This is a genomic window from Serratia sp. BNK-4, assembly GCF_048685115.1.
In the GTDB taxonomy this organism is placed as follows: Bacteria; Pseudomonadota; Gammaproteobacteria; order Enterobacterales; family Enterobacteriaceae; genus Serratia; species Serratia bockelmannii.
Genome location: NZ_JBLQTM010000001.1, coordinates 1,459,460 through 1,482,748, shown reverse-complemented (window position 1 = coordinate 1,482,748; position 23,289 = coordinate 1,459,460). Strand labels below are relative to the sequence as shown.

At 58.0% G+C, this 23,289-nt stretch carries 15 protein-coding genes; 6 read left to right on the top strand and 9 right to left on the bottom strand.

Annotated features, from left to right (window positions below):
* Window positions 1–37: 37 nt before the first annotated feature.
* Window positions 38–2,656: an aminopeptidase N gene (pepN, locus tag ACMGGW_RS07070; RefSeq protein ID WP_025302295.1), complete on the bottom strand. Its 2,619-nt coding sequence runs from the start codon at window positions 2,654–2,656 to the stop codon at window positions 38–40.
* 337 nt (window positions 2,657–2,993) lie between these two features.
* Between pepN and ACMGGW_RS07065 the strand changes: the two genes are divergently transcribed.
* The 5 genes from ACMGGW_RS07065 (at window position 2,994) to ACMGGW_RS07045 (ending at window position 10,633) form a co-directional block, all read left to right on the top strand.
* On the top strand, window positions 2,994–4,694 hold the full coding sequence (locus ACMGGW_RS07065; protein WP_197832200.1) for a diguanylate cyclase: 1,701 nt from the start codon (window positions 2,994–2,996) through the stop codon (window positions 4,692–4,694).
* Window positions 4,695–4,949: 255 nt separating this feature from the next.
* Window positions 4,950–6,155, top strand: coding sequence for a nicotinate phosphoribosyltransferase (gene pncB / locus ACMGGW_RS07060; RefSeq protein WP_043137639.1), 1,206 nt, complete (start codon window positions 4,950–4,952; stop codon window positions 6,153–6,155).
* A gap of 213 nt (window positions 6,156–6,368) precedes the next feature.
* On the top strand, window positions 6,369–7,769 hold the full coding sequence (gene asnS / locus ACMGGW_RS07055; protein WP_004928205.1) for an asparagine--tRNA ligase: 1,401 nt from the start codon (window positions 6,369–6,371) through the stop codon (window positions 7,767–7,769).
* A 301-nt stretch (window positions 7,770–8,070) separates the two neighbouring features.
* Window positions 8,071–9,198: a porin OmpC gene (gene ompC, locus ACMGGW_RS07050; RefSeq protein ID WP_025302292.1), complete on the top strand. Its 1,128-nt coding sequence runs from the start codon at window positions 8,071–8,073 to the stop codon at window positions 9,196–9,198.
* Window positions 9,199–9,442: 244 nt separating this feature from the next.
* Window positions 9,443–10,633, top strand: a complete 1,191-nt coding sequence (locus ACMGGW_RS07045) for an amino acid aminotransferase (protein ID WP_049204255.1) — start codon at window positions 9,443–9,445, stop codon at window positions 10,631–10,633.
* Between the two features lie 77 nt (window positions 10,634–10,710).
* Here the strand turns inward: ACMGGW_RS07045 and ACMGGW_RS07040 are convergent, their stop codons facing one another.
* From ACMGGW_RS07040 to cmoM, 7 genes are all read right to left on the bottom strand, one after another.
* The gene (locus ACMGGW_RS07040; protein WP_025302290.1) at window positions 10,711–11,358 is read right to left on the bottom strand and encodes an MBL fold metallo-hydrolase; all 648 of its coding nucleotides are present in this window, start codon (window positions 11,356–11,358) and stop codon (window positions 10,711–10,713) included.
* A gap of 64 nt (window positions 11,359–11,422) precedes the next feature.
* Window positions 11,423–11,971, bottom strand: a complete 549-nt coding sequence (locus ACMGGW_RS07035; RefSeq protein WP_025302289.1) for a YcbK family protein — start codon at window positions 11,969–11,971, stop codon at window positions 11,423–11,425.
* A gap of 180 nt (window positions 11,972–12,151) precedes the next feature.
* The gene (gene ldtD / locus ACMGGW_RS07030) at window positions 12,152–13,960 is read right to left on the bottom strand and encodes a L,D-transpeptidase (protein WP_025302288.1); all 1,809 of its coding nucleotides are present in this window, start codon (window positions 13,958–13,960) and stop codon (window positions 12,152–12,154) included.
* 220 nt (window positions 13,961–14,180) lie between these two features.
* Window positions 14,181–18,629, bottom strand: coding sequence for a chromosome partition protein MukB (gene mukB, locus ACMGGW_RS07025; protein ID WP_025302287.1), 4,449 nt, complete (start codon window positions 18,627–18,629; stop codon window positions 14,181–14,183).
* Entirely contained in the window at window positions 18,626–19,354 is a 729-nt protein-coding gene (mukE, locus tag ACMGGW_RS07020) for a chromosome partition protein MukE (protein WP_004928226.1), read from the bottom strand. Before mukE ends, mukB begins: the two co-directional genes overlap by 4 nt.
* Window positions 19,335–20,657 (bottom strand): chromosome partition protein MukF, encoded by a 1,323-nt coding sequence (gene mukF, locus ACMGGW_RS07015; RefSeq protein WP_004928228.1) that lies wholly within the window; start codon window positions 20,655–20,657, stop codon window positions 19,335–19,337. Before mukF ends, mukE begins: the two co-directional genes overlap by 20 nt.
* Window positions 20,654–21,439 (bottom strand): tRNA uridine 5-oxyacetic acid(34) methyltransferase CmoM, encoded by a 786-nt coding sequence (gene cmoM, locus ACMGGW_RS07010; RefSeq protein WP_025302286.1) that lies wholly within the window; start codon window positions 21,437–21,439, stop codon window positions 20,654–20,656. Before cmoM ends, mukF begins: the two co-directional genes overlap by 4 nt.
* Before the next feature lie 151 nt (window positions 21,440–21,590).
* Between cmoM and elyC the strand changes: the two genes are divergently transcribed.
* A complete protein-coding gene (gene elyC / locus ACMGGW_RS07005) occupies window positions 21,591–22,364 on the top strand; it encodes an envelope biogenesis factor ElyC (RefSeq protein ID WP_025302285.1) in 774 nt (257 codons plus the stop codon).
* Between the two features lie 7 nt (window positions 22,365–22,371).
* On the opposite strand, the gene ACMGGW_RS07000 is transcribed toward elyC, so the two are convergent.
* On the bottom strand, window positions 22,372–23,268 hold the full coding sequence (locus tag ACMGGW_RS07000) for a YcbJ family phosphotransferase (protein ID WP_025302284.1): 897 nt from the start codon (window positions 23,266–23,268) through the stop codon (window positions 22,372–22,374).
* Window positions 23,269–23,289 lie beyond the last annotated feature (21 nt).

Below are 23,289 nucleotides of genomic sequence, written 5' to 3'. Positions count from 1 at the left end.
GCGCAGGCCGTCCCTTATCTATATCAGCGTGAAAAGATCAGGCGTCGAGCGCCTTACTGATCTTCTCGTACAGATCGCCGGACAGGTTTTCCAACCCTTTCAACTGTTCCAGCGCCTTGCGCATCAGCGCCTGACGGCCCGCGTCGTAACGCTTCAGGCGAATCAGCGGTTCAATCAGGCGCGCGGCGATCTGCGGGTTGCGCTGGTTGAGATCGCTGAGGATCTCCGCCAGGAACTGATAGCCGCTGCCGTCCGCGGCATGGAACGCCGCCGGGTTGCCGGAAGCGAAGCCGCCGATCAGCGAACGGGTGCGGTTCGGGTTGCTCAGGCTGAACGAGCGGTGTTGCAGCAGCGCGCGCACCTTGCTCAACACGTCTGCCGATGGGCTGCTGCCCTGCAGCACGAACCATTTGTCCATCACCAGGCCATCCTGATGCCAGCGCTCGTCGAACGCCGCCAGCAGCGCATCGCGGCACGGCAGCTGGGCCGCGACCGCAGCAGACAGCGCCGCCAGCGAGTCGGTCATGTTGTCCGCCTGGCGATACTGTTCGCTCACCAGCTGGTCCGCCAGCACCACATCTTCGCCGAACGCCAGATAGCCCAGGCACACATTACGCAAGGCGCGCTTGGCGATCTCGCCATGCTCCACGCGGTAGCCGTCGGTCTTGTTGGCGTGATACACCGCCAGCCACTCATCGGCCAACTCCCGCGCCAGGCAGCGTACGATCGCTTCGTGCACCGCGGCGATCGCTTCTGGATCGATAGTGGCGAACAGCTCGGCGATTTCGTTCTCCGACGGCAAGGTCAGGATCTGCGCCGCCAGCGCCGGATCCAGTTTTTCGTCCAGCAGCACCGCGCGGAACGCATCGGCCACGTGCAGCGGCAGCGACAACGGCTGCTTCTGCTGGTGCCGCGCCACGTTCAGTTTGATGTAGGTCGCCAGCAGGCTCTGTGCCGCATCCCAACGCGCAAATTCATTGCGTGCGTGCTGCATCAGGAAGGTCAGTTGCTGATCGCTGTACGGATAGTCCAGTTTCACCGGTGCGGAGAACTCGCGCAGCAGCGAGGGCACCGGCTTGTGCGCCACGCCGTCGAACACGAAAGTCTGCTCCGCTTCGGTGACGTTCAGCACATTGTTGACCGGCAGCCCCCCCTTTTGTAAGGGGATGACGTTGCCTTCACTGTCGTACAGTTCGATATCCAGCGGGATATGCAGCGGCAATTTCTCCGGCTGATCGGCGGTCGGCGCGGTTTTCTGACTGACATGCAGGCGATATTGCTGGGTTTCCGCATCGTACTCGTCGCGCACCGTCAACAGCGGTGTGCCGGACTGGCTATACCAACGGCGGAAGCGCGACAGATCCACGTTGGACGCGTCTTCCATCGCCTGCACGAAGTCATCGCAGGTGGCGGCGCTGCCGTCATGGCGTTCGAAATAGAGCTGCATTCCTTTCTGGAAGTTCGCTTCCCCCAGCAGGGTGTGCATCATGCGGATCACTTCAGAACCTTTTTCATACACCGTCAGGGTGTAGAAGTTGTTCATCTCGATCACTTTGTCCGGGCGGATGGCGTGCGCCATCGGGCTGGCGTCTTCGGCGAACTGCGCGCCGCGCATTACGCGCACGTTATCGATGCGGTTGACCGAGCGCGATCCCAGATCGGAACTGAACTCCTGATCGCGGAACACCGTCAGCCCCTCTTTCAGGCTGAGCTGGAACCAGTCTCGGCAGGTCACGCGGTTACCGGTCCAGTTGTGGAAGTATTCGTGGCCAATCACCGCTTCGATGTTCAGGTAATCCTTGTCGGTGGCGGTTTCCGCCTTCGCCAGCACATATTTGGAGTTAAAGATATTTAACCCTTTGTTCTCCATCGCGCCCATATTGAAGAAATCGACCGCCACGATCATATAAATGTCGAGATCGTATTCCAGACCGAAGCGGGTCTCGTCCCACTTCATCGAGTTCTTCAGCGACGTCATCGCCCAGTCGGCGCGATCCAGATTGCCGCGATCGACGAACAGCTCCAGTGCGACCTTACGGCCGGAACGGGTGGTGAAGCTGTCGCGCAGCACGTCGAAGTCCCCCGCCACCAGCGCGAACAGGTAGCAAGGTTTCGGGAACGGATCCTGCCATTGCACCCAGTGGCGGCCATCGGCCAATTCACCCTGGCCAATGCGGTTGCCGTTTGACAGCAGGAACGGATAGCGCGCCTTGTCGGCCACGATGCGGGTGGTAAAGCGCGCCAGCACGTCCGGGCGATCCTGGTAATAGGTAATGTGGTGGAAGCCTTCGGCTTCGCATTGCGTGCACAGCGCATCGCCGGACAGGTACAGCCCTTCCAGCGCGGTGTTTTTCGCCGGGTGAATGTCGTTGACGATGGTAAGAGTGAATTGTGCCGGCAACTCATCGATGATCAGCTGGTTATCCTGCTGACGGTAGGCGCTCCACGGTTGGCCGTCGACCTGAATGCTCACCAGCGTCAGATCTTCACCATCCAGCACCAGCGGTGCACCGGCCGTGCCCTGACGTTTGATTTTACTGACGGCGGTCACGCGCGTGGTTTCCGCGTCCAGACTGAAGTCCAAATCGATATCGGTCGTGGTGTAATCGGGCGCGCGATAGTCGTGGCGGTATTTTGCCTGTGGCTGTTGTGTCATAAAAACCCTTAAACATCTCAGTGAGTTATAGGTGCCAGGCCGCTCTTCCCCTTCGTACCGCAACCGGTGTGTTTCCCGGCAGCGCGCGGCGGGCCTGAATTGTGAATAAACTGTATCACAGCTGGCCGAAAAGCCCAGAGCCGCCGGGCGACCACGATAGAGAAATCAGAGGCAAATCATAAATCGTCCGTCTGGCGGCAGTGCGGGTGACCAATGGCCAAATAAAAATCAGCATTTAATGCTAAAAAACCACCATCGGGGGGCGCCGGCATAGTTGAGGCGGCTCAGGCGGCATGGTGGTATAATTGCGGCATCAGGCCCAGGGATGACTCGCACTATGAAAATCAAATACGCAATCTATTTTTTTACCCTGTGCCTGATGACCTCCTTCTCTCTGTTCATCGTCGATGAGCTGCTTGAAGCCCATACCGATTACCGCGACAACCAACTCAACCTGTACAAAATTGATCGCGCCAAAGAAATCTCCGAAGCCTTCCAGGCGGCGCTGCAGGCTCACCGTCTCAAACGATTGAGCCTGATCGATCCTCAGATCACCCGCGCGCAATGTTTGGCCGCCGATCGGGTGGCGCGCGAGAGAATCACCCGGATCCGCGAACATCTGAACGATGAGGTCGCCAGACAGCTCGGGGTTCGGCAAAAAATTGCCGCGCTGTCGATGATCGGCCTGATGGAACAGTTGCTGGATAATGACAACCTGCAGCTTTCGCAGATCAATAACACCAACGCTAATCTGTTCAACATCAACAGCGCCTATTACATCTCGCAAACCAGCAAGAGCTATTACCGTTATACCTACGATACCCGGATGGTGGATACCGACTCCTTTATGTTTCTCGAGGCCATCCGTCTCAATAACCGGCTGAATATGTCACTGACGGAATTGAGCGATCAGATTATCGACGTCAATGTAAGCCCGCTGGTTCGCAAAGACGCCTATCTGAAGTCCATTCAACTGACCGGCGTGCTGAACGCCCTGAGCACCCGATTGATCTTCATGAAGATCAACTACGACGATGGACAAATCACCGACATCGTCAATGCGTTACTCGCCCAGGTGTCCGCTGAACGCCTTCAACAGATTACCGATGGGCTGTACACCGCTATCGATACCCACAAGCCCTATCCCACAGCGCTTATCTCGCGCTATGTCGACGATGTGAGCGGGCTTTCGCAGGCGCTGTATCAGCGCAGCTTCGAATTGGAAACCCTCGCCTCGCGCCACAAGATTTACGACAGCCAGACGACCATTTACGGCATGATCGCACTTGCCGGCCTGGTGGTATTGCTGTTCATTTTGCCGGCGCTGGTGTTCTGCACCAGCATCAACCGTTGGCTGACCAAGACCCACAACAATATCGTACGGCTGTCGCGCGGTGAGATGAATATCGATCGCAACGACGCCTTCTACAGCCAGGAACTGATCGCCATCAGCGACGCCATTCAGCAGCTCAGGCAATACCAGTTGGACAAGGTCTCGCTGGAGAGCGAGAAACAACTGCTGATTAAAGAGCTCGAGGCCTCTTCCTTCCTCGATCCGCTCACCAATATCTACAACCGTCGTAAATTCTTCCTTGAATCTCAGCTGCTGGGCGACGGCAGCTACCCGCAGGCCTTTTGCCTGATCGATATCGACAACTTCAAACAGCTCAACGACAGCTACGGCCACGACGTGGGCGACCGGGCGCTGGTGGCATTCGGACACCTGCTGCAACGCGCGTTCCGTGCCAGCGACATTTTCTGCCGCTACGGCGGCGAAGAGTTTGCGGTGCTGCTGGGTAACTGTTCGTTGGACAACGCGCGGGACATCATGGAGCAATTGCGCGCCCGCACTCATCGCCTGACGCTACACCTGGCCGACGGACGGCAAGTGCATTTCACCACCAGCTGCGGCATCGCGCCGGTCAACGCGTTCACCGCACTGCAGGCGGCGATCAAACAGGCGGACGAAGCGCTCTATTTTTGCAAAAAGAGCGGCAAGGATCGGGTCAGCGTGCATACCGAAGCCGGCTTTATCTGATTCGCTGTTTAAAATAATTAACATTATAATTTTTATGACTAATTAGGGTAAGTCATTCACCTTACAGGCATATCTGGCTTTTTTTTCTCCCCGTCGCCGCCAGGCCGTCATAAAGGCACGTTTAATCCTCGACCCGCTTTGGTGATTTATGGTGTGATGCAGCTTCAATAACAGGATAATCCGGGTATACTCCAACCCCACTTTTATGATTATCCGGATTTGGACACGCGCCTGACGAGGATGCTGTAACGCGCTATGACTCAATACGCTTCCCCGATTTTGACATCACTGCTTGATACCGATGCTTATAAGCTTCATATGCAGCAAGCAGTGTTCCATCGCTATCCCGCGATCAGCGTGGCGGCGGAATTCCGCTGCCGCGGCGACGAACTGTTGGGCGAATATGCCGACGAGATCCGCGCGCAGGTGGCGCTGATGAGCCGGCTGGCGCTGACCGACGCCGAATTCGCTTATCTTTCGGGTCTGCCCTTCTTCCGTCAGGATTACCTGAACTGGCTGCGCACGTTCCGCTACGATCCGCAGCAGGTCACCATCGACAACCGCGACGGCAAACTGCACATCCGCATCGCCGGCCCCTGGCGTGAAGTGATCATGTGGGAAGTGCCGTTGCTGGCGGTGATCAGTGAAGTGGTGCACCGCCGGCGCTCGCCGCTGGCGACGCCGGAACAGGCGGTGGCGCATCTGCAAACTAAGCTGGCGCAGTTCAAGGCGCTGGCGGGCGATCTCGACCTTTCGCGCTTCAAGCTGATGGACTTCGGTACCCGTCGCCGTTTCTCTCAGGGCGTGCAGCAGGCCATCGTCAGCACCTTGCAGGCCGAATTCCCGTACCTGTCGGGCACCAGCAATTACGATCTGGCTCATCAGCTCGGCCTGGCGCCGGTCGGCACGCAGGCGCATGAATGGTTCCAGGCGCATCAGCAGATAAGCCCGGTGCTGGCCAACAGCCAGCGCGCCGCATTGCAGGCCTGGCTGGATGAATACCCGGATCAGCTCGGCATCGCGCTCACCGACTGCATTACCATGGATGCCTTCCTGCGCGACTTCGGCCCGCAGTTCGCCGAGCGTTATCAGGGTCTGCGCCACGATTCTGGCGATCCCGTCGAGTGGGGTGAGAAAGCCATTGCCCACTATCAGAAACTGGGCATCGATCCGATGAGCAAAACGCTGGTGTTCTCGGACAACCTGGATCTGGAAAAAGCGCTGGCGCTCTATCGCCACTTCTATCAGCGCATCAATCTCAGCTTCGGTATCGGCACGCGCCTGACCTGCGATATTCCGGGCGTTAAGCCATTGAATATCGTGATCAAGCTGGTCGAATGCAAAGGCAAGCCGGTGGCTAAACTCTCCGACAGCCCCGGCAAGACCATCTGCCAGGACCAGGCCTTCGTCAGGGCCCTGCGCAAAGCCTTCGATCTGCCGCTGGTGAAGAAAGCCAGCTGAACCGCCTCTATATAGAAAGAAAGCCGGCCTGGTTCACGCGCCGGCTTTTTTGTTTTTATCCCGACCGCCCTCTTTTCAGTCAGCCGCAATAAATGTTGCGCCAATCCGATGATTTCTGCTTGTGCTCTGCACCGCGGCAAGTAACATAGCCATTACCCCCATATTCTTGGGTTGTAAGCTATTTCTAAACCAAATTATTAAAGAGAGAAATCTATGAGCGTAGTGCCTGTAGTCGACGTACTGCAAGGTCGTGCTGCGGTTGACAGTGAAGTCACCGTACGCGGCTGGGTACGTACCCGGAGAGATTCAAAAGCTGGTATCTCCTTCCTGGCCGTCTATGACGGTTCCTGCTTTGATCCGTTACAGGCCGTCGTTAATAATTCTCTGCCGAATTATCAGGATGAAGTGCTGCATCTGACTACCGGTTGTTCGGTTGAAGTCACCGGCAAAGTCGTCGCTTCACCGGGCGAAGGCCAGAGCTTCGAACTGCAGGCTACCGCGATCAAAGTGGTCGGCTGGGTCGACGATCCGGACACTTACCCGATGGCGGCCAAACGTCACAGCATCGAATACCTGCGCGAAGTGGCTCACCTGCGCCCGCGTACCAACCTGATCGGCGCCGTGGCGCGCGTGCGTCATACGCTGGCGCAGGCGATTCACCGCTTCTTCCATGAAAATGGCTATTTCTGGGTGTCCACCCCGCTGATCACCGCCTCCGATACCGAAGGCGCCGGCGAGATGTTCCGCGTGTCCACGCTGGACCTGGAAAACCTGCCGCGCACCGACAAGGGCGCCGTCGACTTCAGCGAAGACTTCTTCGGTAAGGAAGCCTTCCTTACCGTTTCCGGCCAGCTGAACGGCGAAACCTACGCTTGCGCGCTGTCGAAGGTTTACACCTTCGGCCCAACCTTCCGCGCCGAAAACTCCAACACCAGCCGCCACCTGGCGGAATTCTGGATGATCGAGCCGGAAGTGGCCTTCGCGACGCTGGACGACGTTGCCGGCCTGGCCGAAAGCATGCTGAAGTATGTGTTCCAGGCGGTGCTGGATGAACGCGCCGACGATCTGAAATTCTTCGCCGAGCGCGTGGATAAAGACGCTATCGCTCGTCTGGAGCGTTTCGTTTCTTCCGATTTCGCCCAGGTGGACTACACCGACGCCATTGAGATCCTGCTGGCCTCGGGCCAAACCTTCGAAAACCCGGTTTCCTGGGGTATCGATCTCTCTTCCGAACATGAACGTTACCTGGCTGAGAAACACTTCCAAGCGCCGGTGGTGGTGAAAAACTACCCGAAAGACATCAAAGCGTTCTATATGCGCATGAACGAAGACGGCAAAACCGTTGCGGCCATGGACGTGCTGGCACCCGGCATCGGCGAAATCATCGGCGGCTCGCAGCGTGAAGAACGCCTCGACGTGCTCGATCAGCGTCTGGAAGAGATGGGTCTGAATAAAGAAGACTACTGGTGGTATCGCGATCTGCGCCGCTACGGCACCGTGCCGCATTCCGGTTTCGGCCTGGGCTTTGAACGTTTAATCGCCTATGTCACCGGCGTGCAAAACGTGCGCGATGTGATTCCATTCCCACGCACGCCACGTAACGCAAGCTTCTAATTTATACGATCACTCGTTTTTTAAACGATTTCGTTACAAAACAAAGGCCAGCCTCGCTGGCCTTTCGCATTTTTTAATATTGACGCACGTCACAAAGTTCCCGAAAAATTACATTTGGTTACACATACTTTCCTTTTGCAACCTGATTGGGACATTGGTATCATTTTCGTCCTAGATTAACCCGCCTGTGAATGGAACACTGCGTTCAGACACAGGACGACACCAATCTATCAACAATAGTTCCCAAAGAATTATTGGCGGCAGTGGCAAAGGTGTCCGAATAACACCAATGAGGGTAATAATGATGAAGCGCAACATTCTTGCAGTGGTTATCCCGGCTCTGTTGGCTGCTGGTGCAGCAAACGCAGCTGAAATCTACAACAAAGACGGCAACAAGCTGGATCTGTACGGCAAAGTTGACGGTCTGCACTACTTCTCCGACGACAAAGGTAACGACGGCGATCAGACCTATGTTCGTTTCGGCTTCAAAGGTGAAACTCAGATTACTGACCAACTGACCGGTTACGGCCAGTGGGAATACAACGTCCAGGCTAACCACTCCGAATCTCAGGGCACCGAAGGCACCAAAACCCGTCTGGGCTTCGCCGGTCTGAAATTCGCTGACTACGGCTCCTTCGACTACGGCCGTAACTACGGCGTACTGTACGACGTGGAAGGCTGGACCGATATGCTGCCAGAGTTCGGTGGCGACACCTACACCTACACCGACAACTTCATGACCGGCCGTACCAACGGCGTTGCGACCTATCGTAACAACAACTTCTTCGGTCTGGTTGACGGTCTGAACTTCGCTCTGCAATACCAGGGCAAAAACCAGAACGACGGTCGTAACGTCAAGAAACAAAACGGCGACGGCTGGGGTATCTCCTCTACTTATGACATCGGCGAAGGCGTAAGCTTCGGCGCTGCATACGCTTCCTCCAACCGTACCGACGATCAGAAACTGCGTTCCAACGAGCGTGGCGACAAGGCTGATGCATGGACCGTGGGTGCGAAATACGACGCCAACAACGTTTACCTGGCGGCGATGTACGCAGAAACCCGTAACATGACCCCGTTCGGCGGCGGTAACTTCGGTCCAGGCTGTGCAGCTACCGATGACAAGTGCGGTGGCTTCGCGAGCAAAACTCAGAACTTCGAAGTGACTGCTCAGTACCAGTTCGACTTCGGTCTGCGTCCAGAAGTGTCTTACCTGCAGTCTAAAGGTAAAAACCTGAACGTCCCAGGCGTAGGTTCTGACCAAGATCTGGTTAAATATGTTTCTGTTGGTACCACTTACTACTTCAACAAAAACATGTCCACCTACGTTGATTACAAAATCAACCTGCTGGATGACAACGAGTTCACCAAAGCAACCGGCACCGCTACCGACGATATCGTAGCTGTTGGTCTGGTGTACCAGTTCTAAGTTGTCTCGCTTAACGGCGGTTTACCGTCGGCTAAGTTAAAAAACAGGGCTTCGGCCCTGTTTTTATTTGTGTCTTCCGGTAACGTTTTATCCTGCAGATTTCCCCTTCCCCATCATTTTTTCTGTCGAATCCTTCCCGTTCACAAGATCGCGGTGTTTTTATCGCAAACGGTTGGCAAAGCCGATAACTGGCGCTACCCTGATGCTTCTGTCTGCTTAACTCCGAGATTTGGAAGCACCTGACATGTTTGAAAAAATCACCGCCGCACCTGCCGACCCGATCCTGGGCCTGACCGACATTTTCCGCGCCGACGCCCGCCCGAATAAAATCAATTTAGGGATTGGCGTTTATAAAGACGAAACCGGTAAAACCCCGGTGTTAACCAGCGTAAAGAAAGCTGAACAGTATCTGCTGGAAAATGAGACCACCAAAAACTATCTCGGCATTGAAGGCATCCCGGCGTTTGCCAGCTGCACGCAAGTGCTGCTGTTCGGTAAAGAGAGCCCGATCGTCGCCGATCGTCGCGCACGTACCGCACAGACGCCAGGTGGCACCGGTGGCCTGCGCGTGGCGGCAGACTTTATCGCCAACCAGACCAGCGCCAAGCGCATCTGGATCAGCAACCCAAGCTGGCCGAACCACAAGAACGTCTTTAGCGCCGTGGGCCTGGAAGTCCTGGAGTACGCCTACTACGACGCCGCCAACCACGCATTGGATTTCGACGGCCTGCTGAACAGCCTGAAACAGGCCCAGGCCGGTGATGTGGTGCTGTTTCACGGCTGCTGCCATAACCCGACCGGTATCGATCCAACGGCGGAACAGTGGGCACAGCTGGCTGAGCTTTCCGTGGCCAATGGCTGGCTGCCTCTGTTCGACTTCGCCTACCAGGGCTTCGCCAAGGGTCTGGAAGAGGATGCGCAGGGCCTGCGTATTTTCGCCGCCAAACATCAAGAGCTGATTGTCGCCAGCTCCTACTCAAAAAACTTCGGTCTGTACAATGAGCGCGTCGGCGCTTGCACCATTGTAGCTGCCGATGCCGAAACCGCCGATCGCGCCTTCAGCCAGGTAAAAGCGGCTATTCGCGCCAACTACTCCAACCCGCCGTCACACGGCGCCGCCGTTGTCGCCACCATTTTGGGTAACGATGCGCTGCGCGCGATGTGGGAGCAGGAGCTGACCGACATGCGCCAGCGCATTCACCGCATGCGTCAGCTGTTCGTGAACACCCTGCAGGAAAAAGGCGCCCAACAGGACTTCAGCTTCATCATCCAGCAGAATGGCATGTTCTCCTTCAGCGGTCTGACCAAAGAACAGGTGCTGCGTCTGCGCGAAGAGTTTGGCGTCTACGCCGTGAACTCAGGCCGGGTGAACGTGGCCGGCATGACGCCGGACAACATGGCACCGCTGTGTGAAGCCATCGTCGCCGTGCTCTAAATGCATCGACACAGGTCATAAATCATAAAAAAAGGGCGCTCTATGCGCCCTTGATTATTTCTGCCGGGAAATAATCGCTACCACACTGCCGGCTCTTCGCGCAGGAACGGGTTGGTCTGGCGCTCGTGGCCAAAGGTCGACATCGGGCCGTGGCCAGGAATAAAGCGCATATCGTCGCCCAATGGCAGCAGCTTGGTGCGAATAGAGGCGATCAGCGCCTGATGGTCACCGCGCGGGAAGTCGCTGCGCCCTACGCCACCGTTAAACAGCACGTCGCCCACCAGCGCCAAACGCGCTTGCTCATTGATAAAGACGATGTGGCCCGGCGTATGCCCGGGGCAGTGCAGCACCTTGAGCGTCATTTCGCCCACCTGCATCTCATCACCTTCTGACAGCCAGCGAGTCGGCGTCAGCGGCGCACACTCTTCCAGCCCGAACATCCGGCTCTGCGCCGGCAAACCATCCAGCCAAAAAGCGTCTTCTTTATCCGGGCCGTAAATCGGCACCTGATAATGGTCCGCCAGCTCCGCCGCCGCACCAACATGATCCAAATGGCCGTGAGTCAGCAAGATCTGAGTGATCATCACCCCCTGCTGCGCGACTTCCGCTTTGATTTTTTCCGCTTCACCGCCGGGATCGACCAACGCCGCTTGCTGCGTGTTTTCACACCAAATCAGGCTGCAGTTCTGGCTAAAAGCGGTAACGGGAATAAGATGGTATTTCATAAGGCTCCAACGACAATAACGCCGCTTCCGCAAGGGGCGGCGTTATTCACTGACGGCACAGCGGTTACCAGGTCCGAACCGGGCCGGTATCGATGTGTACGAAGTTGCTACGTGGGTAATATCCTACACCACCGGCGCGCATTTTTAACGCCGCTTTACGGATATTACTCAATTGGATACCTTCGATATGGAAATCCATCGCCTGGCCCTTGGTGTGGTAGCTGTGCTTGGCCACGCCGCGGCTGTGTGCGCGCAATTCGTTGTTGGTATCTACGGAACGGTATCCGGAGATCAGCTGCACCGGCTTGCTGGTGCCCAGCAGCCCCTGCAGACGATAAAGGTGATCAAACAAGCGGGGATCGATCGATTTAACCTTGTTGGCGCGATAATCGCGGAACAGATGATTTAACCGCACCAACTCTTCTTTATTGTAACCTTTGCCGTCAAAGAACTCGGCTTTAATAGATTCACCGGTATTCAGGTTATTCAGCACTAAAATACGCGGTCGAGCGGTGGAAAGACTGGCAAACGCCTGCCCTGGAAGCAGCGCTATGCCCATAGCAGCGCCACCTAGCGCCAGCCATTTACGGCGGTGATGATCAATTTTGTCCATGACTCTGTTAAACCCGGCAAGAATGTCAAAATAAATGCACAAAGCAGCGCACTGTCCGAACCATAACCGCCTGCGTATGCTGAGTCAACCCGCGATACGCCTAGGTTTACAGGCCCCCGGCTACGGGGGCCCGCGGTATAGCCAAACATTCTGACCGTTATTTATTTATAATTACTGCATTTACTGCATTAATTTTTTGGCCTGAGCCAAAATTTGTGCGCCCGATCGCACCGTATTATCATAATTGTAAATATCTGTACGGAATTGCGGTTGGCCGTCATCCGAAACCCAGGCGGTCAGATAATACAGTTTTACGGGAATACGTTGGCGAATATTCACATAAGTGGTATTCCCCTCTTTCAGCGTGGAAGACACGCGGCTGTTGTTCCAGCCGGCGTCCTGCAGCAGCATATTCGCCAAATCGGACGCCTTGTTCACCCTCACGCAGCCGGAGCTGAGCGCGCGGATGTCTTTCTGGAACAGGCTGTGGTTCGGGGTATCGTGCAAATAGATAGCGTCCGAGCTCGGCATATTGAACTTGAAGCGCCCCAGCGAGTTGGTCGCTCCCGGCGCCTGACGGACGCGATACGGGAAGTTACGCGCAGAGACCATGCTCCAGTCGATCATAGACGGGTTGATCACTTCTGCATCGTTGCTCCAGCCCGACAGCACGGTATAGCCGTGTTTCTGGAAATAGTTACCGTCGCGCATCGCCTTCGGCACGATATCCTCACGCACCAACGTGGTCGGCACGTTCCAAGGCGGGTTGACCACCACGTTGTTCAACGCGCTGCTCATCAGCGGCGTCTTGCGGCTCGGCCGCCCGACGATAACGCGGGAGGACAACACTTCGTTGCCGTTCTGATAGTAGGTCAGCGAGTAATTGGGAATGTTCACCATAATGCCGGTGCCGACATGCCCCGGTAAAATTCGCAGACGTTGGATATTCAACGCCAACAGCGCGGCACGGGTTTTCGGTGACACGTTGAGCCACTCGCGAGTGCGCACGCCGATCACGCCGTCCGCCGTCAGCCCCTGCCATTTCTGGAAGCGCTTGACGCCCTCCGCCAGCTCGTCGGTATAGAGATTGTCGCTCACCACGCTGCCGATCTGCGGCGGCGTCTGTTCCGCGGTCAGCTCCGTCACCGGCGCCGCCGATGGGCTGACCGTCACGCGGCTTTTCTCTTCGTCTACCGTCAGCCCGCCGTCGTCGGGCTCATTGCTCTTCGCCGAGACCACCGCCGGTTCCGCTTCCGCTTCCGGCGCCGAGGTGGCCAGCATACCGGTGCGCGTCAGGATCTCACGCAGCGCCGGGATATCATTGCTCATTTGGCCTGGGCGCAGGCTCGGGCCACTGCCCACCTGGGGCCAAGGGCGATTGTCCGCCAGCAAGTCGCGCAGCGCCTGATGCATCTTGGCGTATTGCGGATGTTGCGGCGCGAGCGAATTCACGTAGCTCAGGGTACGCGCCTGGCGCACCGCCAGCTGCCACTGATTAATCACTGCGGTGGGCGGCAAGCCAAGCTTGTAGGGAATATTGCTGTACAGCCAGTTGTTGCCGTTGGCGCCGATCGCGGACACGAACTGCAAATAGCCCAGCATCGCATCGGACAACACCACATCGCGGCCCACTTCATTGAGCGCCGGATCGGTCAACATCTTCACCCACTGGGTGAACTGCGGCTGCACGCCGGACATCGCCAGCTCGGCCAGCTGCTGCTGAAACTGCTGAACGGCTTCGCGATCCTGCCACATCGGCTGCATATGGTTCGCCGCATACAGCGGCGCCAGCGTGGACAGGTAGTGCAAATCCATGCCGCGCGGCAACGCAGCCAGCAGTTCAGAACGGCTCTGCGCAACGGACATGCCTGCTGATGCCACTGGTAACGCCGCTACGGTGGCCGATGCGGAAAACGACGACACAAGACTACAGGCGATAGCGCCACTCAGCGCCAAACGTCGTAGAGAGTTTCCCTTTTTAAGCAACATCCCTTGCCCCCTGTATGCTCACAAAAAAAACGTCAAAAACTGCATATAGTTTCAGTATACAAACAGAAAGGCCGTTTCGCCCTGCGGGCGTCGAATTACTGTTTATCTGATTAAACTAACCGCTTTTCAACGGATAAAAAAGCAGGACTATCATCCACGCGTACAAAAAAATAGCCACCCTACGGCGGCTATTTTCGGATTTTTAGGGCGTTTTTCTGCCTTACTGCGTTTCAACCGACGCAGTACCCAGCGCCGGCGGCTCGCCGGCAAAACCGCGCAGCCCCACCACGTGCACATGCTCGTGGTTCTGGAACACCTTACGCACCAGTTTATAGGTGGTGCCCTTCTCTGGACTGATGTTTTCCGGCGCCGCGATGATGAGCTGCATCTCCAGACGGTCGCACAGTTCGAACAGCGTGGCGATCGACTTGGCATCCAGACGCGCCGCTTCATCGAGGAACAGCAGGCGACACGGCGAGATGTCTTTGCCGCGCAGACGGCGGGACTCTTCTTCCCAGCTCTGTACCACCATCACCAGAATTGACATCCCGGTACCGATGGCTTCACCGGTCGACAACGCGCCGCTTTCCGCACGCAGCCAGCCGTCGGAGCCACGGTACACTTCCACTTCCATCTCCAGATAGTTGCGGTAGTCCAGCAACTCCTCGCCGATGGTCTGTGGCGTGCGCTGCCCCATGTCGATCTGCGGATTCAGGCGCTGGTAAAGCTTGGCCAACGCTTCGGAGAAGGTCAGGCGGTTACTGTTAAACAGATCCTGATGTTGTTCCTGTTGCTCAGAGAGCACGTCCAACAGGGTGGCGTGCGCTTCTCGCACATTGACGTTCAGGCGCACGCTCTTCACCTGGCCGAAGGAAACGGCCTGCAGCCCCTGGTTCAGCATGCGAATACGGTTCTGTTCGCGCTGAATGGTTTTGCGAATGATGTTGGCCACGCTTTTCGAACTGATCGCCAGCTTCTGCTCGCGCGCGGTCAGCTCTTCGGTTAGACGGCCCAGCTCGATCTCCATCTGCTCGATGGCCTCGACCGGATCGTCGGTGCGAATGATGTCCTGACGGATACGCTCGCGCAGGTGTTGGTACACCGCGATATAGAACTGAATCTTGCGCTCCGGCCGCTTCGGATCTTCCGACAGGCGCAGCACGTCTCGCAGGTGTTCGTTGTCCGCCACGGCCAGACGCAGCGCACCGAGCGCCTTATCCGACATCGAACGCAGCTCGTCGCCATCCATATACGCCAGCTCGCGGCGATGCAGGCGGCGTTCCACGCCATTGTCTTTCACCAGACGCATCACCGCGCACCAGCCCGCCTTGGCGGTCACCACCTGCTCGCGCAGCTGATGATAGTCGCGTTCCAGCTTGCGCAGTTTCTTCTGCAGGCCATCCATTTCGGCTTCGCAGAAGGTCAGCTGTTTCTCCAACTGATTGCGACGAGCACGGTTGTTGCTCAACGCCGTATGCAGCTCGTCGCGGCGCTGGCGCGCACGCGCTTCGGCGTTGGCGTCGGCCTGCACGCCGATATCCACCAGCTCCTGGCTCAGCTCTTTCAGCATGTCGCGCTTGGCGTCATACGAACTTTTCAGCGAGGCCAGCACCTGGCTGTACTGGGTGAACTGGGTTTGATACTGACGCAGCTGTTCACGGGCACGGGCGCGTTCGGCTTCCGCCTGCTCCAGGCGCTGACGCAGCTTGTCGTTGAGATCGTTGTTGGCATTCTGCATGCCGGCGGAGTCGGTATAGCTGAAATGCGCGCGGCGCTGCACCACTTCCGTCAGCGCGAACGCCTGCTGTTTGGCCTGGCGCTGCACGCTTTGCGCCTGCGCGTAGTCCTGCTGCAGCTGTTCATGCTGCTGCGGATCGCTCTGCAGCACCGACAGCAGCGGCTCCAGCTTGGTCAGCGACACGCCGTGCTGCTGAATATGACGCGCGGCGTCCTGCGCCTCTTCCAGCTCTTCGCGGATCTCGTCGACGCGATCCTGCAGCGTTTCATCGTTCAGCAACGATACCAGCGGCATCAGGCGGTTGAGCGCGGAAATGCCCTCTTTGGCCTGATCGTACTGCTGACGCTGCTGCTGGTTCTGCGCTTCGTGATTGTTCAGCGCGCGTTCGATTTCGCCACGGCGGGCGCTCAAACCGCGGATCTCCGCTTCCGGATCAGCGTCGAACGCCACCGCCAGATGGGTGCCGATAAAGCGGCTGAAGGCCTGGTGTGAACGCTGGGTTTTCTGCACGTCGAACGACAGCGTGGCGTAACGCTCCGCCAGCGTTTCACGCTCGGCATGCAGCACTTCCAGACGGTTTTCGCGCGCCGCGCGGCCGAACAACGGCACTTCCGGATAACGAGAATAACGCCACTGGCGATCGGCGATCTTCACCACCACCGCTTTGTCCTGCTCTTCGACGGCGAACACGCTGTCATCGAACGACTGCGGATCCCCTTCGATCAGGTAAAGATCTTCCGGGCAATCTTCCAGCCCTTCCAGCATCTCGCGCACCAGCGACAGATCCGGCACCACGATGGCGTGGCGCGAAGGGCCGTACAGCGCCGAGAAGTAAGGCGCGTCGTCGATGGTGACATCATCGTAAATTTCCGACAGCAGCACGCCGCCGAAACGTTCGGCCAGCGTGACCAGGCGTTGATCTTCCGCGCCGCCCGGCTGGCTGAGACGTTCGATCTGCGCTTCCACTTCACGTTTGCGGGCCGCCACTTCGTCGCGCTCGACGGTGGTTTCCCGCTCGCGCTCCAGCAGCTGCTGCATGTATTCGGTCACCTGCTGGCTGTTTTCCAGTGGCTCTCCGCTCTGATCGCTGAGCTGGCCCAGGGCGTCCTGCGCCGCCAGCCACACCGGGGCACGCGCCGTCAGCTCACGGATGCGCTGCTGGATCTGCTCCAGTTCCTGGCGCATCTCCATACGGCGTTCACCGGCTTCGCTGACATTCTGCGACAGCGCTTCCAGGCGCTCTTCCAGCTCCTGTTGCAGCATGTCGAGATCGTCCGGCTGGTACTCTTGGCCATGGCGTTTGCAAAATTCGTTCAGCAGGCGTTCGGCGTCCTGCTGCGAGCGCAGGCGCTGTTCCAGTTCGCTCAGGCGCAAACGCAGCGGCTGAACGCGCTCGGCGAGGTGTTGCTGCGAAGGCCAGTCGCGCAGCAATTCACGCGCGCACTGCCAGGCTTCGCTGCGGCTGACCTGACCGGCAATTTTACCCACCAGCTGATAGGCCTGTTCGAACTGGCCGTGTGCGGCGTCGGCCACGCTCAGCTTCTGTTCCAGCATCAGCAACGCTTCGGTCGCTTCCTGCTCGCGGGCCTGGAAGGTGTCCAGCCACTGTTCGGCGTTGTCGGCGGTCAGGTTCGGCAGTTGGCACAGCGCGCGCGCGCGCTCCAATGCCTGCAGCGCCTGTTGGTACTGAATGGCACGGGTCTGCTGCACGTCGAGCGCCTGCTGGTAGTCGGCCAACTGGCTCTTCAGTTCGTCCACTTCCAGCTCGGCCGCTTCGGCGCGCGCCTCGTTTTCGGCCTGCTGCTCGCTCGCCTCGGCCACCACTTCGTTCTGCTCTTCCAGACGGTAGGTCAGCTCTTCCAGATCGGCTTCATAGCGTTCGATCTTCTCCTGCTGACGCATCGCCGTCTGCACCAGATTCAGGTGGTCGCTGGCGGCCTGGTAATCGGTTTCCAGATCGGATTCGGCGCCGCTCTGTTCGCTCAGCTCGCGCGCCATTTCCACATGGCGATACTGTTCGGCGGCCAGTTGCTTGCGGCTGCCCAACAGATCGCTGCGCAGCGCCAACGCGCCGTCCAGATGGATGCGGCGTTCGTTGGCGTGGCGCATATAGTCCGCCGCCACATAGGAGGTGGCCTCGGAGATCAAATGCTTGAACAGGTCGCGATCCGACTGGGTGACGCGGATCGCTTCCAGCGTCATGCGGTTTTCGCGCAGCGCCGCTTCCATGTCCTGGAACGCCTTGCGCACGCCGCTGTTTTCCGGCAGCAGGTAATCGCGCAGCGAGCGGGTGATGGCGCTGGAGATACCACCGTACAGCGACGCTTCAATCAGACGGTAGAATTTGCTGCGATCGGCGGACGAACGCAGGCGTTTCGGGATCACGCCCAGATCGAACATCAGCGAGTGGTAATCGGTGATGGAGTTGAACTGCTTGAACTGCACGCCCTCCATCTCTTCCACGCGCTCTTTCAGCTCTTGCAGCGACAGCACGCGCGCCTGTCGATCGCCTACGGTCTGGGTCAGCAGTTCGGTCGGCTGTACCGCGGTCGGCAGGCCCTGGATGGTGAAAGGTTTGATGTCGACCTTACGATCGCGCCCTGCCACCTGCTGCAGGCGCACACCGACCACCACGCGCTGGTGGCGCGAGTTGACGACGTCGAGGGTGGAGTAACACACGCCGGCACGCAGCTTGCCGTGCAAGCCTTTGTCGCGCGAACCGCTGGTGGCGCCCGCTTCGGTGGTGTTACGGAAGTGCAGCAGCGTCAGGTCGGGGATCAGTGCGGTGACGAAGGCCGCCATGGTGGTGGACTTCCCCGCCCCGTTACCGCCGGACAGCGTGGTCACCAGCTCATCCAGATCAAAGGTACGGGCGAAGAAACCGTTCCAGTTAACCAGCGTCAGCGAGCGAAATTTACCGCGTTCAATCATTCCTGTTCATCCTCTGCACCGTCAGGAGCGTTATCAACCTGCTGATCCTCAGCGTCATTCTCATCGTTCAGCGACAGGCTGGTTTCAACCGGCATCGCCTCGCCGTCGCGAATCATGCGCAGCTGCGCTTCACGCGGATCGTCGCCGCTGCGCACGTCGGCGCCGAAGCGGAACACCGCCTCGGTAATGCGGAACTTGCTACTGTCATTGCCCATGAAATAGACCATGCCGAGGCGGCGCAGGCGGTTCAGCGAGGTGCGCACCTTCTCGTGCAGCTTCTGCCGATCGAGATCCGAACCGGTGGAACGCTGGTTGACGAACTTCAGCAGCTTGTTCTCATCCGCCAGGCTCAGCAGCTCGTCGTACAGCTCCTGATGGCTGAAAATGCCTTCGTGCGCCAGGCGCTCGGGGCTGAGATACAGGTAGCACAAGATCTTGCCGACCATCATATCCAGCTCGGACAGCACCGAACGCGGGATCAGCGTGGTGGAGCGCGGGCGCAAATAGAAGAAACCTTCCGGCGCCCGAATCAGCTCGACGCTGTAACGGTTGTAAAATTCTTCCAGCTCATCCTGGAAATCCATTAAAAAGGCGTGGTTGTCCAGCTCATCGATACCGATGTGACGACCCGCGCGCAGTTGGCTATCCAGAGCCGGGAACAGCGAGTTGGACAGCGCCTTGGCCAGCTTGACTGGCATTACTTGTTCAATATTTGTCGATGACATGGGCCTGGACCTTGGCTCCGTAATCATTGATTGCCTGCCATTCCGCCGGCAACCCTGAGAAATCTGCTTCAGCCACACCGAGGCGCACTGCCTGGTCGACCACTAAACGTGCCACGTCGAAATGACGCGCACGCGGATATTGCGCCAGGTAATCGCGCATCACCGCTGCAAGATTGAGCGGCATCTGCTGTTCCTGGTACACCTTCAGCGCCTCTTCGATCATCGCCGCCAGCTGTTCGCGAATTTCGCTGAACTCTTCGAACTCCAGATCCGGCGGCAGTTCCCCGGTCACTTCCTCGCTGCGCAGCGCCAGTTCTTCGTCGCGCATGTCCAGCAGACGATCGGCATTGGCATGGGTCAGCGCCCAAGGGTGGTCGAAATAGGTTTGCACCGACTGGCGCAAGCGTTGGGCGAACACGCGGTTTTTATCCATATCGATAGCGGTACGGATAAATTTATGTACGTGGCGATCGTAGCCGATCCACAGGTCGATCGCCTGCTGACCCCAGCTGATGATGCGATCCAGCTTGCTCTGCAGATCGAACACCAGCTTGTCGACGAAGCCGAGCTCCACGTTGCCGAGGGTTGCGTCCTGGATGCGCAGCAGATTGGCCTGCAGCTTGTCGCCCGCCGCATCCAGCGTATCCTGCAGTTCGCGCAGGGTGCCCGAGGTTTCCGACAGCAGCATTTCGCAGCTGGAGATCGCCGCCCGCCAGTCTTTGCTCAGCAGCGCCGCGATGTCGTTTTTCACGCTCTGCTGCTGCTCGTCCATCACACGTTGCGTCATGTCGATGCTGTCGAAGATTTCCGCCACCGAATATTTCAATGGCGCGAACACGTTGCGATGCCAATGGAAATCGTCGCCGCCCTCGTCGGCGGCATCGGCGGCGCGTTTGAGTTCCTGCGCCACGATCGACAGCTGCATCGACAGGCGCAGCGTGGAGAATTCGCGTTGGCGAATATAGTAATCGGTAATGCCGATACCCAGCGGCGTCAGGCGGTAAATCGCGTTGCCGTCCGCCAGTTCGCTGGTAAAGCGGTTCAACAGGCGCTGGCGCACCATGTCGTTGATCGCATTGTTGGCGCGCATCGCCACCGTTTCATGCGTCTGTTCAAAACCCTTGCTGACATGGCGAAATGCATCAACCAGCTCACCTTCGCTCATCTCGCCGTCCAGCCGTTCGCCATTCAGGGTGGCGATAGCGAGCAGAAATGCGAGACGCTCCGTAGGGAGCGAAATAGAGAAATCATTTTTCCGTGCCCAGGCGACCAGTTCGGGTACTGTCTGGGAAAATTCACTCATAGTTCGTCCTTCAGGTTTGGTTTATGCGCCATGACGTGAATATAGCGCCCCAAACTCACGTACGGCTCCTGCCGGCAATAGTGCTGTTCAAGCGCCAGTAACTCTTCAAATTTTTGTGTTTGCAGCTGTCTGCTCTGCAGGTAGTCGTGAAACACCCGCACGCCGGTTTTGCCGCTGATGCGCATGCCCAGCTGTTCCAGCCAGCCGTAGACCAATAGCGGATCGTGCGGATATTGTGGCGACAGCGAACGCTTGCGGCGCCGTCTGACTTCGGGATCCACCAGTTGGAAGTTACCCAACACCACGTTACGCATCAAGAGACCGTTAGCGTTGAAGAACATCAGCGACAGCGCGCCACCCGGCGTCAGACAGTCGCACAATGCCTGCAGTGCCGCTTCGGGTTCTGCGATCCATTCAAGCACTGCATGAAACAATATCAGATCAACCGGCTGTTCCAAATGTTGAGCGATATCCTGCGCAGAACTTTGTACGAATTGCATGTTCTGGCTCACACCTTTCTGCTCCGCCAGCTGCGCGGCGCGCTGGATCATCTCACCAGAAAGATCGCACAACAACACCTGATGTCCTAATTCTGCCAGTTGGCAGGCCATATGGCCTTCCCCGCCCCCGGCGTCAAGGATGCGCAGCGGCCGCTGCGGCAACTGCGCCAGCAGCCCGGTCAGATCCTGCCAAACCACCGCCTGGCGGATTTTTCCTTTCGTGGTGCCGTAAATATTACGCGCAAATTTTTCAGCAATATCGTCAAAATTGCGATCCTGCATGGACAACGGCTCCGCTGATCTCATTCTTGCGGCGGCAAAGCGCACGCCCATTCAAACCTGCTATTTTGGCACAGACTGGCTTAGAATGTATCTTCTTGCGGCCTGTTTATGCCTGGATGCCGCTTTTTCACCCAAAAGGATCTGATTTTCGATGCTGTTCAACCTGAAAAAGTTCTTTGGCGCCCTGCTGATGCCGCTACCGCTGTTGATGCTGCTGATGGGGCTGGCGTTGTTACTGCTGTGGTTCACCCGTTGGCAAAAAAGCGGTAAGACGATTTTCACGCTGAGCTGGCTGTTTTTACTGCTTTTCAGCCTGCAACCGGTGGCCGACCGACTGCTGCGGCCGATCGAAGCCGAATACCAGACTTATCGCGGCAACGATCCGGTCAGCTACATCGTGGTGTTGGGCGGGGGCTATACCTACAATCCCGACTGGGCACCTAGCTCGAACCTGCTCGGCAACAGTCTGCCGCGCGTGACGGAAGGCGTGCGGCTCTACCTTGCGCATCCCGGCGCCAGGATGGTATTTACCGGCGCGTCCGCCGGACGCATGCAAAGCAACGCCGCCACGGCGGCGCTGGTAGCCGAAAGCCTGGGCGTGCCGCGCAGCGATATGGTGATTTTGAGGGAACCGCGCGATACCGAGGAAGAAGCCGCTCAGGTCGCCAAGTTGGTCGGCGAGCAACCGTTCATTCTGGTAACCTCCGCCAACCATCTGCCGCGTGCCATGCGTTTCTTCAAGGCTAAAGGCCTGCACCCGATCCCAGCACCGGCCAACCAGTTGGCGATCGACTCGCCGCTGAATATCTGGGATCGCGCCACACCGTCGTCGATGTTCCTCGGCCATACCGAACGTGCCTGGTATGAAACGCTGGGCAGCCTGTGGCAGTGGCTGAAAGGCGCGGATAGCGCCGGCGCCGAGTAAAACCCGTTCAACCGGCCAGCCAGGGCAGCAGCTGTTGCGACGCATAGTCGAACGGCCGCCGCTCCAGCTTGCCGGTATGGATCAAACGCCCTACCGCTTCCCACACCACGTATAGCCAGCGCCGCGCAAGGAAAGCGTCGGCGACCGGCGCCCGCTGCAGATAGCTGAACAGCAGTTGGCTGGGCATGCCCGGCTCGCAAAGGCGGAAAAGATCGTATTCGCGCGGCGCCCACAGCACCACACCGGGATTGAGCATCGCCAGCAGTTGATCGCTTTTGGGATCTTTCAGCATACTGCGCAGCGACAGGTTGCCGTGCACCAGGACGCAGGGATCGTCGAAGCCGACGAAGAAATGAGTCAGCGCTTCGCGCGTGCGATACAGCAAACGCCGATCCGCCATGGTCAGCTGCGGGGTAGTGAGATTGACCACCGTCGCCCACAGCACTTCAACCCGCTGTTGATACCAACAAAACCAGTCGTTCTCCTGCGTGCTGTCAACGCTGCCGACGCTGCCGTGACTGTCGATGCGGTGCCAGGCCAATACCCCGTCGACGATCTGCTCCATCAACATGTTCCAGCGATCCGGCGAACGCGTTGGCGCTTCGGCCGACACGCCGCGCAGGCGTTCGATCAGCAGGATTTCCGTATACGGCGCCTGGTGGGTACACACCACGCCGTACACTGTCGGCAGGCGAATATCCCCGTCGCGCGCCAACATCGACAACTTATACGCCTCCTGTTGGGCAATACCCTGACAGATAAAACTTTTCGCCATCAGCGGGATGGCGTTGCCCTGCCGATCGTACAGCGAATACATATGCGCATAAGGCTGCTCGCTCACCCGCTCCAGCCGGCTGATGGACTCACCCAGCACAATGCTCAGTTCTGCGCGTAACTGCTCCATAAGGCATTCACCTCAGGCTAA